The following is a 13208-nucleotide window of genomic DNA, read 5'->3' as shown; positions in this document are numbered from 1 at the left end:
CGGCGCCGTCCGGCTTGGCTGACGCCGGCTTGGCTGGGGCGGCATCGACGTTTTCTCCAGCGGTGCCCGCGTCGGTACGCACTGGCGCTGTCGTGGATGGCTCATCCTTGGGGGCGGCGGATGCCGAGGGGGCCGTGACAGACACCGTCGTCGTCGTTGCGGTTGCTTCCAGTTCCGCGTCCGTGCCCGGCAGCACATCCGCCGGGACCGGCTGCAGGAGGGGCGTTTCCGGTTTCGGCGTCGTCTCGGCCTTGGCCGAGGGGGCATCGGCCGTAGTGGTGCTCGGATCGGCGACGGGCTTGGGTTCCTTCGCGGCTTTGGGCTCGGTGGTTTTCAGCTCGCTCGTCTTGGGCTCGCTGGTTTTCAACTCGCTCGTTTTGGGTTCGCTCGTCTTGGGCTCGGCCGGTGCGGGCTTCTCGGGCTCCTGCGGTCGCTTGATGCCCAAATCGTTGAGCGCGTCGTTGACGCCCTTCTGGATCGCGGCATCGAGGTCGGCCGCGAGTTTCTTGAGGTCGATGTGGCGAAACAGTTTGGCGCTGGTAGGCACGCCCATGTTCTCGGGCGTGCGGTCGTAACCGAGTTCGATCAAGGTGCGCAGCACCGGCTCGATCAGATGGATCAGTGCAGGGTGAACGCCAAGATCACGCAGAGGCTGCAAGATCGGGAGGTTCTGGGTGCGCACCCGGTAGTAGGTCGTATTCCCTTGGGTGTACGACTCGTAGGTGCTCGGATCGTCGAGATTGACCTGGTCCGGCCCGTAGTAGGGATGCAGCTGGAAGTACCCCATGAAGGCGTTGATGTCGGCCAGCAGGTTCAGCGGGTATTCGGGGAAGTCAGCAATCAGGTCGTACTCGCGGGCCACGTCGATCGTCTTGTATTCGTCGTCGGGGGTCGCGCCGTCGAACATGACGTCGAGGATGGGGACGTAGAGACCCGGGAATCGCGCCAGAATTCCGCCGTTGGGCCGGTTCGGATTGGCGAGCAACAGAAATGACAGATCGTCCGGCGACGGCAGACCGGTGGCGCCCTGTGAACGTAGATAGTCAAGATGCCGCTTCTCGCGGGTGGCAATGGTCCCGCTCTGGGAGTAGCCGACCACCACCTTCTTCCCCGGTGTGGTCCGGATGTCGTTGTCCAGGCTGAGCACCCCCAGAGCCACCGACTCACCAAACGTCATGTCGTTTGGACCCGTTGCCGGCCAAAAGTGCTCAGGAGTCTGCACCCACTTGAAGTCCGGGTCGGGCAGATGCAGATAGGCGTCATTCACGGCGTTGCTGAACGACTGGCTGGGAGTTTTCATCCCGGTACCACCCATGATCAGCGCGGTGGTCGCGGTCAGCTGGATCAGCGTCGTAGCGGCCGATGCCACTGTGAGGACAACAGTCCCCACCACGGCGATGAGGGCAATGAGAAGCCCGCGGATTGTGCGCATGTTCGACCCTTCTAGTGCCGGTGTGAACCGTCCGGGGGCTGGTTCCCCCATTTCTGGCCGAAGTCTGCACAAATATAAACACTGCTGTCTATAGTTCGGGAAGAAGTGGTGCTTTCGCCCTGCGGGACGGGAGATATTCAGGGCCGCAACGTTGTTCGAACGAATCAAGTACCGCGATCCACTACTGAAAAACGAAGTGGGGCAGCAATGAAGCGCAGCCACGTGTTGGAGTCGGCGCCGTCAGCCCGTGCGCTGGAGGTGATCGGGTCGCGTTGGACGATCCTGATCGTGCGGGATTTGTTGGCCGGTCCCCGCAGATTCACCGATCTTCAGTCGGCACTGCCTGGCATCGCCCCGAGCATGCTCACCGACAGACTCCGAAACCTTCGGGAATGCGGGGTAATCCGGCAGGTCAGACTTCCGGCGCCGTCCGCCGCGTCGGTGTATGAACTGACGGATCTGGGCCAGGCCTTGCGGCCCGTCGTCGATGAACTCGATGGCTGGGGAATGCTCATGTTAGGGCTCAAACCCGGCAACCGGTTTCGTCTGGCCTGGTTGCTGCAATGCCTGGAAGCATCCTTTAGGCCGGCGCTGGCGCGGCATCTGTGCGAGACGTACGAGTACCGCATTGGCGAGGATGTGTTCCATATCCGAATTGACGACGGGACCGCCCGCGCGGGCCACGGGCCGGCCCACGATCCTGCCTTCAGCATGGAATCCGACGTCGGCACTTTCCTGGCGCTGGGGGCGTCGGTGACCGTAGTGGAAGAGGCAGTGGCATGCGACCTGGCCCGGCTGACCGGCGACATGCGGGCCGCCGAGCGTGCGGTCGCGCTCCTTGGGCCCAACTTCGATGCAGTGGGCGGCGACTGCGGAATTCTGGGTGCCGTCAGGTCGACCTTCAATAGCGTTGCTGCGCAAGGTCTTTACGAGACCTATGAGTTCCGCGTGGGCGAGCAGACGTTCCATGCGCGGGTGTCGGACGGCGCTATCGAGATGCATCTGGGCCTTGCCGAGGACGCTGCGGTGATCCTGGCGACTGACCTGTATTCGCTGCTGGCGCTCGGGGCTGGCCTGCAGCCGGCGCCGCGTGCCGCGGCCGAGGGCTCGGTAATTTTCAGCGGCGACCGCGATGCGCTGAGCCGGATGGCCGCCGTGTTCGGCCTTCCGACGTCGAACTAGCCGGCCAGTTCGGGCAGTACCGTCAAGATCGGTCCCGCGAGATCCATGATCGGGTCGTAGAGGGCGAGAATGGCTGACGGTCCATCCGTCATCAGGCGCGAGGAGACGAGCGCCACGATCGCTCCGACAAATCCCTCGCACACCGCCCGCTGCCGTTCTGTCGATGCGCCGAAGTTTGAGGCAATCAGCTCCGCGATCGCGCGATTGGTGGCGAACCGGCGCGCAGTCAGTACCGGCCCCACGGCATGCGATTCGATCAGAAAGAACCTTGACAACTCGGGGTCGCGCGCCAGCGCGTGCAGATAGGACTTGATCGCACGGCCCACGAGCTCCATGGGTTCCCCCGCTGCGCTGAACTCGTCACCGACCCCGCGGGATACTTCCGTGGCGACATGGTCGTAGGCAGCGATGAAGCACGCCTCCTTGTTGTCGAACATTTCATAGAAGGTGAGTCGGGAAACTTTGGCCCGCTTCAGGATGTCGGCAACTGATGTTGCAGCGTAACCCTTTTCGGCGGCAATCTCGGTGGCAGCCACGAGCAAGCGGCCGCGTTGCGATGTGACCACCTCGTCGCGGGAGAGTTTGTGGAGCCCGCGCGGCAGCGGTTCGTGCTCACGCTGCGGAGTTCGGCGCTTCACGCATTGATGGTATCGCCGGCAGCCATCCCAGCCGCACTCGCCACAGGATCCGAACTCCGAGATCCGGTACTCCTCGCCAAGACTTCACAACCGCGGGATCATCGATCGGGTAGGCCCAAATACACCGTCCGACGCCGTGTGGCAGGGTGCACCCGGCGGCGAGGAAGCGGAGGTCGACTGCAGTGCTGGAAGGCGACGAAGGGTCAGATCGGTCGGTGACGATCGTCAGCGCGTGCCTGAGTGGAATCCCTTGCCGATACGACGGGCGGGCTCGGCCCGACAGAGACGTGATCGATGCCGTTTCCGCTGGGGAGGCGTTGCCGCTCTGCGCCGAAGTGCTCGGCGGACTTCCCACCCCGCGGCCTGCAGCGGAGATCGTCGGCGGCGACGGCCATGACGTGCTCGACGGGCGTGCGCGGGTGGTCTCTGTGCACGGGGACGATCTCACCGACGCTTTCATCGCCGGGGCCAAGGCAGTTGCCGACACCGCCATCGAAAAGGGTGCGCGGCGCGCCATCCTGCAAGCACGCAGCCCGTCATGTGGTTGCGGATCGATCTACGACGGAACGCATTCCGGCGCCCTCCAGCCTGGCGATGGCGTCGTTGCGGCCGAACTACGCCGCCGCGGCATCCACGTTGAAGAACGGTCGGGTGACAGCACCGTCGAGACCCCGGTCCGGACCCCTCCGACTCGACTCCGCGTGCGACCGCAGTGGACTTCGCAAGCTATCGAACAACCACCGCTACAGCGAAAGCCCGAATGCGCCGCCTTCGACGAGGATGGTGGTCCCGATGGCGATGAGTGCGACGGGCAGGATGATGTGGCCCCAGCGTGAGAGCGCCTCGGCGATGATCGGGCGGGAGGCGAGGTATCGCCCGGCCGCGCACCACACCGCAACGCCGAGGAGAAAAACGACGACGTATGCGGCGACACTGCCGATGGTTGTGGCGGCGAAGATCGGTACATAGACACCGATGTTGTCTCCGCCGTTGGCGAAGGTGACCGCCGCGACTTGCCAAATCCCCGGCGCCGAAGGTGGCGACGGAGCTTGGGCATCTGGCGTTTCGGTGTCGCGACCATGGCGCCATGAAACCCAGGCGGACCTGAGCCCCAACATGATTGGCAGCAGCCCAAAGTACGGAAGCACAGCTGGGGGTAGCAGTGTGGCGCCGAGTAGGGCGCCGCTGATCGACACCGCCAGAATTGCGCCGAAGCCGAGGTACTGACCGACGATCACCCGCATCGCTGCCCCGCGATGGCCTGGCACCTGACCAAAGAACACCGCAAGTACCACGATGTCATCGATGTTGGTCACAACGAAGGCGCCGATCGCCTGGGCGATGGTGGCCAGGCTCATGTCGCGTTTCCAAGCCCGGCGTTCATCGGCGAGGATATTACGGGGAGTCGCGCCCACCACCGTTGCGGGTTTCGATTGTCGATCGCGGACGACACCTCCCGATGCCTCGGGTCACGGCTTCGCCAGGAAACGCTTCACATCAAGGCTCAGCGTTCTCACAGCCACCCACTGCCAGCCTGAGGTATACCGATTGCCGCTCCACATGAGCGGCCGAAACCTCCGTGAAAGGTGTTGATGGACGTGACTGCCCGACGAGAAGCGGTAAACCTGATCATCGGTGCGTTGATGCTGGTAGCAGCGGCGGTGACGGTCACAGAGGCCCAAGAACGGGCACCACACGCACCGGCGGCATCGGTCGGCGAGCACCAGAATCCCGCCGACACTGTCGAGGTAGTGCCGCGCGGCAACTGATGGGCGGCCCGGTGACCTGTGACAGGCTGACCAGGTGAGAGTGCTGTTGATCGAAGACGAGCCAAGCCTGGCCGAAACGATCACCGCCGGCTTGCGCGCGGAAGGGTTCGTCGTGGTTGCCGTCGCCGACGGTGTCGAGGGCTTGTGGCAGGCCACCCACGAGCAGTTCGACGTGATTGTGCTCGACATCATGCTGCCCGGCCTCAACGGTTACGAGGTGCTGCGCAAGATGCGCGCGGAGCGCACGTGGACCCCCGTGCTGATGCTGACCGCCAAGGACGGCGATTACGACCAGACCGATGCCTTCGACCTGGGCGCCGATGACTACCTGACCAAACCCTTCTCGTTCATCGTGCTCACCGCCCGCTTACGAGCCCTGATCCGCCGGGGCGCCCCGCAACGCCCGGTGGTGCTGACCGCCGGGGAGATCTCACTCGATCCGGCACGCCGTGTCGTGCACCGGGCTGGAGAGCCGGTGTCACTGACCCCGCGAGAATTCGCTCTGCTGGCATATCTGTTGCGCCACAAGGACACTGTGCTCACCAAAACCGACATCCTGCACAACGTGTGGGACAGCCACTACGACGGCCCCGACAACGTGGTGGAGGTGTATATCGGCTATCTGCGGCGCAAGGTCGGCGCGCACACGATCACCACCCTGCGTGGCGCGGGCTACCGGCTGGAATCTGGCGAATTCGCCAACGGCAACTGAACCGTCACTACTGTTCCCCCGATGGCCTCGCGGTCACTGATGGTCACGCTGCCATCGTGTGCGGCCACAATCTCGGCGACGATCGCCAATCCCAGGCCGGTGCCGCCGCCGCGGCGGGAACGGTCGGAATCCAATCGGATAAATCGCTCAAAGACCTTGTCGCGCTGGGCGGCCGGGATTCCCGGCCCATCATCGATCACCTGCACCACCGCGTTGTTCCCTTCGGCACGGACTACGACGGTCACTTCGGTGGCGGCGTGGCGTGCGGCATTGTCGGCGAGGTTGCGCAGCACCCGCACAAAGCCGTCGGGATCGACGCTGGCCTTCACCGCCGACAGCTGAGCCGTAATCCGCAGTGTGGTTTCGCGTTTGAGTCGCGCCACCTCGGCGGTGGCCAGATCGTCGAGGTCAACCTCGACGCGGCGTAGCGGTAGCCCGTGCTCATCGGCGCGGGCCAGCAGCAACAGGTTCTCGACCAACGACTGCATCCGGCGTGCCTCGGGCAGCAGCGCTGTGGTGAGCAAGGTTCTGTCCAAGGCATCGGGATGCGTGGCCCCGATCTCCAAGGCGGACACCACCGTGGCCAAGGGACTGCGCAATTCGTGGGACGCGTCCCCGACAAATCTGCGTTGCGCGGCATTGCCGGCTTCGATGCGGGACAGCATTTCATTCATCGTCACCGCCAACGCCGAAATCTCATCCGATCTACCCGAGACCGGCACCCGCTCAGCGAGATCGGACGCACTGATCTCAGACACCCGCGACCGGATGGCCTCCACCGACCGCAGCGACCGGCGCACCAACAGATAGGTGACGATCGCGGCGACCGCAGCGACGATCGGGGCGGTGATCGCGAGCATCCGCGCGACAGTGGACATCATCAGTTCGATCGGCTCGATGCCCCCGCCCACCAATACCGTGTACGGGCCACCTTCGCGGGAGGTGGCCGGGACAGTGCTGACTCGCACATCGTCATCATCAGTTGCCAAGATCCCGACGCGGGAATCATTGCCTTGCAAGGGAATCAACGGCGTCTTAGGCGCTGCATCCGACCGGCGCACCACAGTTCCGGTGGTGTCGACGATCTGCACGGCCACGATCCGGTGATCGGTGTCCATCAGCACCGACTCCACTTCATCAGGCGGTTCTTTTCGCAGCACATCGGCCACCGCCTGCGCGCGTGCGACGGCGGCGTTATCGACATCGGCGCACATAAATCGGTAGAGCAATACCGCCGAGACCGACCCCACGACCACCAGACCGGCCAACACCACGATCGCCGCCACCGCCCCCGATCGCACTGCGATTCCACCGAACCAGCCGCGCCATCGTCTCAGCATCGCCAGCAGTGCCCGACGGTCAGTCGCCTCCGACCCTGTATCCATAGCCTCACCAATTGTCAGAGTAGATTGCCCGCCGTCGTTGCCCGACTGGCAGCAACGGCCCAGGCCGGAGCCCCACGAACAAATTACGCCGACACGTGCCGGTAGCTGCCTGCCTCAACTCCCGACCACATGGGGATAGTTCTCGTCACGCTCAGCTCAAAGATGCCAGTAGGGCGTCAAGCGATTGCTTCTCAGTCGCGGGATCGGGTTGGGCCGCTCGCAAAGCGGTGAGAACACCGTCGATCTGGCCGTCCAGTCCCGTCCAGGTGTCAACATCCATCGGCTGCAGGGCGCCTTGACGTTCGTCCCAAGCGGTTTCGAGATCCTTGATCCGTACGGTCGCGCCGGTCTGATCTCCAGCCCGCAGCTTCGTCAGCGTGTCCTGAGCGATGGTGCGAAATGTTGCGATGTCCGCCGCCGGGAAATGCGCAGTGACCTGTTCGGGCGACAGTGCCGCGACCGACGTGGAGGCATTCGCGTCCTCTTCGCCGGCAGCGGCCGTTTGGTGCGGCTGCCCGGCCGCCCAGACGAGAAGCGCGCCGGTGACCGCGGCCACCACCCCGAAGTAGCCGAGCATCGCGTGCTCACGGGCCGGACGTGAGACTGTCGGGGGCTTCAATCCTGTCTGCGCAGTCGCCGCGATGACATCGACCCTGCTGCGCGTCAGATACAGGACAGTAGCGGCGATTGCTGCCAGAAAAATCACGCTGGTTAGCGCAGTACCCAGACCGAGGCCGTGTTCGGTTGTCGGAGTGGCGAACCAGTCGCCCAAATTGGCGCCCAGCGGCCGGGTCAGAATGTAGGCGAGCCAGAAGGACAGCACGCTGTTTGCACCGCATCGCCAGCCGACGAGGACGGCACCGATCAAGGCGGCAGGCAACAGGACCGAGACGCCAGGTCCCCAGCCGGTCAGCTGCAGTACCCAATCGCCGACCGCCGTGCCCAGCGCGAAGGTAACGAGGACCGCAAGCCAATAGAACAATTCGCGAGGCGTGGTGACGATGCTGTGGATCGACAGGGTCCGTTCCCGCGCGAACCACACCGCGAAGACCACGGCGAGCGCGCCGGCGACGACACTCGTACTCACCGCGAGCGGCACCGCGAAGGTGTCGGTGAGGATGTCGGTGTAGAGCGTGCCTGCGACGCTGAGCACCACGACCGTCAGCCAATAGACAAAGGGCACATACCGTTCGAGCCGCAGCTGCCATATCAGGACAGCGGCAAGCACGACCGTGAAAATCAGCGCAGTGGCGATCAATCCGACGCCCAGCGACATATTGATCCAGTCGGCGAAGCTCTCACCAACGGTGGTGCAGAGAATCTTGATCACCCAGAACCACACGGTGATTTCGGGGACCTTACTCACCATTACACGCGTGGCCCTGCCGGTCCCATTTCTCGTCGTCTCCGTCACGACCGGCAACGTACCGACCGCTAGCTGAACGCTCGCTGAGGAGCAAATGTCAAGAGTTGAGGATCGAACTCGCGGGATGGTGTCGACTTCGACGGGACGTGACGGGCGACCCGGCTGATCGGCACGATCACGCGCTGACTACTCATGCTGTGGGGCGCCGCGTTGCTCAGCCATCGCCAACAACGTCAAATGGAGTGCAGACAAGGCTGTGTGCAACTCGTCCTTCACGACGGCGTCGCTGACATTCCGCTCGGTGGCTATGTGCCCGGTCATCCGCCCCCTGTAATACGCCTCGCGAATCACCGCACGATGCGACGGGGACATCTGCTTCATGGCTTCGCTGACGAGGGTGCGATCGAACGCCGTTCCCATCCGGTCGGCTCGGGACGCATCGTTGCGCCTCTGTTGGCCGCTCTCACCGCCGGTGGTCATGACGGCCTACGGCCTTCACGGTGTTGCGCCAAGCGGTGTCGCCGGCTCGGGTCCGGTGTCCGAATGACGGCCGGCGTGCAGACCGATCAACACATCCTCGTCGCCGGCCGTGGCCTGAATCTCCAGCAGATAATTGAGGATGAAATGGTGCGATGTCGCCAGGTGCTCCCGGGTTAGCCGGGCGGCCAAGGCGGCGTCACCCTTCTCGACTGCGGCGAGAATTTCCAGGTGTTCGGATGCCAGGTGTTCGGTCTTACCCAGGACCTCAAGGTGGACGTACATATAGCGATCACCGAGACGTCTCAACTGCTCGACAAGCTCAATCATCCGTGGACGGCCCGCACGTCGATAGACCGCGGCGTGAAACTCGGTATTGGCAGCCAGCCACGTCCGCGTATCCGAGTGCTCTTCCATGATCTTCAGCTGCTTGCGCATCGTGAGTAAGTCGGCGCGACCGACATTCGATACGGCGAGGTGAGTGGCAAGCGGCTCGATCGCCTCCCGCAACTCGTAGATTTCCTGCAGTTCTGCGACCGACAGCCCGGTCACCACCGCACTCGCGTTTGACGACGGCTGTACGAGCCCCTCGCCCGCGAGGGTTTGGAGCGCATCACGCACCGGAATGCGGCTTACCCCGAACTGTTCGGCGATGCTCTGCTGGGAAAGTCTCGTGCCCGGGCAGATGTCACCCTGCAGAATCTCCGACCGCAGCCGTGCAGCCACCCGTCCGGCGGCATTCTGGTATGCCATCTTCTCTCCTTGTATACAGATCAGATTCCACATATACACCGGGACCCTGGGTGCGGGCTGAACCGCGCCTGACCGGCGGCACGCGAGGAGCATTCATCCCCATCGAGAATGACAACCCACGGCGAGTCGCTCGCCTTCTAGAACTCCGCCGGCAATAGCACCCTGACCTGCGGGTTCAGCGGGCTCCATATGATCTGGCAGCGGATTTCTCCATTTGAAACCGGCAAAACTGAAACCGTGCGGTTGTCCAACAGCTCACTCCACTCACCCGTCGCGTACAGCTGCGATCGAGCTACGAAGCGCCGGTGAGGACCGATGCGACGAAATCTGCTTTGGCCGTCGAGTAGGCCTCGCGATCGTCGGAATGTTCGGATGCGAGGGCCCGTTTCAGCGCGGCATACTGCGCGACCAGGACCGGGTTTGCGCGTAGCGCGTCGCGGAAGATGAGCTGCTGGTGCCAGCGCGGACTGTCGGGCGTCATGACGTGCAGGTGGGCACTGCGCCTGCCTCCCGTGACTTTGACGAAGAATCGTCGCCAGGGGCGCCGGTCCAGGTCGGGATCCACGTAGTGCCAGCCATGCGGTTGCAGCGCTGCGACCAGCTGTTGCGGATCCACCAGGTCAGCTACGAGCGCTTGCAAGTCAATGATTGGTTTGGCAGCGAGACCGGGTATCGACGTGGAGCCGACATGCTCGACCCGGGCGATCAGCCACGGTGCCAATAGCACTTCCAGTTGGCCGCGTTCCTGCTCGCCGCGCAGTGCCCACGCAGGATCGGCATCGGCGAGATAGACCGGTTCGGTGGCCCAAGCCGGCGGACCGCTCTCACTGGCCGACAATTCCTTCTCCTCTGATCGAGGGGCACCGCTCGACGCAGGCATCGACTCCCCTAGAACCGTCGGCATCTCTTGCTGGTCCAGGTCCCCAGCGCCCCGTGTCCCAACTCACCGGCAGACCTGCAAGGCTCTCGCATGGCCCGAATGTTGTGTCTGCGCGGTCAATCGGTAGTTCATTCGAAGAATGTGAGTATCTCGCGCAGGAACATGTCGGGGGCGGTATCCATCGCAAAATGTGCCTGACCGTTCAGGACCACTTCCCGGACGTCCGGCAGTACTGTGTGCAGGCGTTCAGTGCCGAGTTTTAATGGCTGCGGACTGTCGCTACCGACGAGCAGCAGCACCGGTGCGGCAACGCTCGCGAATCTGTCGAAGTCTGGTTGGTAGATCCCGGATATCGCCTGCATCTCACGCGGAATCGTGTGCGCAGCGTCGACTCGCCTGCGCCAAGCGGGAAGATCTCGCAATGTCGCTAAATCGCTTGCTCGCGTGCCGGTTTGGGTGAACATCGCGGCTACCAATCCGTCTCGATCGCCAGCATCGAGCAACGCGCTGAGGTGTTCGACGAAACCCGCCGGATAGAAGTCGACACCGACGGGCAGCGGCGGCTCATATAGCGCGAGGCGTCGAACATGCGGCGTCCTCAGGGCCGCCTCCAACGTGCACAACGCGCCGTATGAGTGGGCGAGGACGTCGACGGGGCTACCGATCGCGTTGATGACAGCTGCGATGTCGTCGAATTCAGTTTCGATGTCGTACATGCCGATGCCGTCGCTGCTCGCACCTCGCCCCCGGCGATCCATCGCGTAGGTGGTAAAGCGCTCATTGAGCCGGCCAAGAATGTGCGTCCACCGTGAATGATCGCCGCCCCCGCCGTGCACGAGCAGTAGAGGCGGCCCTTGCCCTGCGGTATGACAACCAATCGTCACACCGTCTTCGGTGATGACTGTTTCGATCGAGCTCACTAGGCCACCCTTTCCCGCTCAAAGCCGCGCGACGACGCTTCGCGACTGTCGCTGCCGAACTGCCCTAACCAGCAATCTATCGAAGATTGATTAGCCTATCTCAGTAAGTCATCGCGGCGCCACCAACCCCGAGGGCAAACAGGCAAGCGAGCGAAGCATCCACGCTCGCTGGAATTCGAGCCACCCGCGCAATCGACGATCGCCCACCGACTCTTACCGGCCCAAGGGACCCCCTCGCCTATCTCAGTGCCCACCGAATCCGGATGCCAGGCGTGCGCGGCAAAACCGATTGGGCTGCAACACAATCGCCACATTCATCCACCAAGAACACCAACGGCCCGCAGCGGCCTGAGTACCCCTATCTTGCTAGGCCCGTCGCCGATCCGGATCCGGCGGACGCTAGGGCGATTCCAACTCAGCCGTGACGTCGCCACGATCGAATGGGTCTTTCGAGTGATCGAAAGTGTCGCGGCATTGGCCGTAGAGTGTGACACGCGCGTGAGCGTCCAATGGCATGACGTACATCAACTCCACCTCCGCCTTCACGTCGTTCTTCGTCAAAGTCGCGGTGCTGTGCGAGTGAAAGTCCGGGTCGCCCTGCCATCCGTGCTGCTACAGCGCGGCAATTATCGTCTCCGGACCCACCGGAGTGGACCGGTCGGCCCCTGGCATCCAGAACACCAACACGAGCTTGCCCCTAAACGGGCCCTTGTTGTTGTCCGTGCAGGATTCGTAGGTGAACGTCGTCCTCACCAGATTGCCCTGCAACCCCAAATCCCGGACCAACCCCTTGCCGATGTCCATCACCTGCGCGCGGGACTGTTGCGGCGACATCAGATCTCTCACCACTGTCCCGCACCCGGCCATCACAGCGGCCAGCATCAACAGCCCGAACACCCCGATCACGCGTCTCCAGCAATTAGGTGCGGCGGCAGCCACCGACTTCTCGTCGGCAGAAACGTTTCGCAGCACAGGCGGATTCACGCGCAGGGTGGTTGCCATCCTTCGACCATAAGGTCACCATCGGCGCTGTTCAGACACCAATTTCACGATGGCGGCACTCTCGGCCTTCAATGACGGCTCACGCAATTTGGCCCGCTTGATGTCGGATTCGCTTGGCCCTTGGGTCTCTGTTTCGCCAAATATCCATGCGTTCAGGCGTCGACGCCGACGGTCAGCTGATCGATATCTCTTCGAAGGCCCCGATGTCGGTGTGTGATCAGTGAGCAGAGGCCGCGGCGTCGGATCCGCGAATCGTCGGCGACCGCATCGCCGCGTTATGCGGGCCCGCGGTCGAGAAAGCCACCCGACACGAGGCAAGCTCAACGGCGATTCCACATGCCCGTGGATAGATTCGCGACATGAATCGATTGACCATCACAGCGAGTGCGGCCTGGCTGCTACTTTCGCTCGTCGGGTGCGCAGGTACGTCCACGACACCTCCTGCCGAAAATCCCTCGGCGCCAGCCACTCCGGAGAACCACACTCAGAAGGCTGACGATCCGATCCAGGAGCTCACCTCAGAGGGATCGCACTGCTTTGGGACCGGAGTGGAAGCGGTTGCCGCTCGCCTACGCGCCGCTGACGCGGTTGAACGCGACAACGTGCAGAAGCAGCACGACCTCGACACCAAGGGTGTGTTGATGCCGTACGGGTACCCGTTCAATGTCACTGATGTTCAACATAATCCGAAC

General features: G+C 63.3%; 14 protein-coding genes. 4 read left to right on the top strand and 10 right to left on the bottom strand.

Annotated features, from left to right (window positions below):
- Positions 1–1654: PE-PPE domain-containing protein (locus ACZYZ7_RS08365; protein ID WP_463740639.1), on the bottom strand; the 1654-nt coding region annotated here is incomplete at its 3' end.
- On the opposite strand from ACZYZ7_RS08365, the gene ACZYZ7_RS08360 reads away from it, so the two are divergent.
- A complete protein-coding gene (locus tag ACZYZ7_RS08360) occupies positions 1655–2614 on the top strand; it encodes a winged helix-turn-helix transcriptional regulator (protein ID WP_463740638.1) in 960 nt (319 codons plus the stop codon). It begins immediately after the preceding gene.
- Here the strand turns inward: ACZYZ7_RS08360 and ACZYZ7_RS08355 are convergent.
- The gene (locus ACZYZ7_RS08355; RefSeq protein ID WP_463740637.1) at positions 2611–3252 is read right to left on the bottom strand and encodes a TetR/AcrR family transcriptional regulator; all 642 of its coding nucleotides are present in this window, start codon (positions 3250–3252) and stop codon (positions 2611–2613) included. The genes ACZYZ7_RS08360 and ACZYZ7_RS08355 overlap by 4 nt on opposite strands.
- A gap of 146 nt (positions 3253–3398) precedes the next feature.
- Between ACZYZ7_RS08355 and ACZYZ7_RS08350 the strand changes: the two genes are divergently transcribed.
- Entirely contained in the window at positions 3399–4088 is a 690-nt protein-coding gene (locus ACZYZ7_RS08350; protein ID WP_463740636.1) for a 2-thiouracil desulfurase family protein, read from the top strand.
- Here the strand turns inward: ACZYZ7_RS08350 and ACZYZ7_RS08345 are convergent.
- Entirely contained in the window at positions 3996–4610 is a 615-nt protein-coding gene (locus ACZYZ7_RS08345; RefSeq protein WP_463740635.1) for a cadmium resistance transporter, read from the bottom strand. The genes ACZYZ7_RS08350 and ACZYZ7_RS08345 overlap by 93 nt on opposite strands.
- 240 nt (positions 4611–4850) lie before the next feature.
- Here ACZYZ7_RS08345 and ACZYZ7_RS08340 point away from each other — a divergent pair, with 240 nt between their 5' ends.
- A complete protein-coding gene (locus tag ACZYZ7_RS08340) occupies positions 4851–5021 on the top strand; it encodes a hypothetical protein (RefSeq protein WP_463740634.1) in 171 nt (56 codons plus the stop codon).
- A 34-nt stretch (positions 5022–5055) separates the two neighbouring features.
- Positions 5056–5733, top strand: coding sequence for a response regulator transcription factor (locus ACZYZ7_RS08335; RefSeq protein WP_450069568.1), 678 nt, complete (start codon positions 5056–5058; stop codon positions 5731–5733).
- Here the strand turns inward: ACZYZ7_RS08335 and ACZYZ7_RS08330 are convergent.
- The 7 genes from ACZYZ7_RS08330 to ACZYZ7_RS08300 form a co-directional block, all read right to left on the bottom strand.
- On the bottom strand, positions 5694–7073 hold the full coding sequence (locus tag ACZYZ7_RS08330) for a HAMP domain-containing sensor histidine kinase (RefSeq protein WP_450069751.1): 1380 nt from the start codon (positions 7071–7073) through the stop codon (positions 5694–5696). The genes ACZYZ7_RS08335 and ACZYZ7_RS08330 overlap by 40 nt on opposite strands.
- A 196-nt stretch (positions 7074–7269) precedes the next feature.
- Positions 7270–8532: a COG4705 family protein gene (locus tag ACZYZ7_RS08325; protein WP_463741051.1), complete on the bottom strand. Its 1263-nt coding sequence runs from the start codon at positions 8530–8532 to the stop codon at positions 7270–7272.
- A 138-nt stretch (positions 8533–8670) separates the two neighbouring features.
- Positions 8671–8964: a sigma-70 family RNA polymerase sigma factor gene (locus ACZYZ7_RS08320; protein WP_463740633.1), complete on the bottom strand. Its 294-nt coding sequence runs from the start codon at positions 8962–8964 to the stop codon at positions 8671–8673.
- Between the two features lie 15 nt (positions 8965–8979).
- Positions 8980–9714: a GntR family transcriptional regulator gene (locus ACZYZ7_RS08315; RefSeq protein WP_463740632.1), complete on the bottom strand. Its 735-nt coding sequence runs from the start codon at positions 9712–9714 to the stop codon at positions 8980–8982.
- A 292-nt stretch (positions 9715–10006) separates the two neighbouring features.
- Positions 10007–10594: a GrpB family protein gene (locus tag ACZYZ7_RS08310; protein ID WP_463740631.1), complete on the bottom strand. Its 588-nt coding sequence runs from the start codon at positions 10592–10594 to the stop codon at positions 10007–10009.
- Between the two features lie 128 nt (positions 10595–10722).
- Positions 10723–11514: an alpha/beta fold hydrolase gene (locus tag ACZYZ7_RS08305; RefSeq protein WP_450069572.1), complete on the bottom strand. Its 792-nt coding sequence runs from the start codon at positions 11512–11514 to the stop codon at positions 10723–10725.
- A 612-nt stretch (positions 11515–12126) separates the two neighbouring features.
- Positions 12127–12516, bottom strand: a complete 390-nt coding sequence (locus ACZYZ7_RS08300; RefSeq protein ID WP_463740630.1) for a hypothetical protein — start codon at positions 12514–12516, stop codon at positions 12127–12129.
- Between the last annotated feature and the right edge of the window lie 692 nt (positions 12517–13208).

It is taken from the genome of Mycobacterium sp. IDUB_17, from assembly GCF_055419465.1.
Note: the sequence above shows the minus strand (reverse complement) of the source record. Positions and strands in the feature narration are given on the sequence as shown.

Excerpts from the sequence above, each read along its gene's own strand:
- ACZYZ7_RS08315 (WP_463740632.1), bottom strand. The coding sequence starts at position 9,714 with ATGGCATACCAGAATGCCGCCGGACGGGTGGCTGCACGGCTGCGGTCG.
- ACZYZ7_RS08320 (WP_463740633.1), bottom strand. The coding sequence starts at position 8,964 with ATGACCACCGGCGGTGAGAGCGGCCAACAGAGGCGCAACGATGCGTCC.
- ACZYZ7_RS08345 (WP_463740635.1), bottom strand. The coding sequence starts at position 4,610 with ATGAGCCTGGCCACCATCGCCCAGGCGATCGGCGCCTTCGTTGTGACC.
- ACZYZ7_RS08300 (WP_463740630.1), bottom strand. The coding sequence starts at position 12,516 with ATGGCAACCACCCTGCGCGTGAATCCGCCTGTGCTGCGAAACGTTTCT.
- ACZYZ7_RS08330 (WP_450069751.1), bottom strand. The coding sequence starts at position 7,073 with ATGCTGAGACGATGGCGCGGCTGGTTCGGTGGAATCGCAGTGCGATCG.
- ACZYZ7_RS08310 (WP_463740631.1), bottom strand. The coding sequence starts at position 10,594 with ATGCCTGCGTCGAGCGGTGCCCCTCGATCAGAGGAGAAGGAATTGTCG.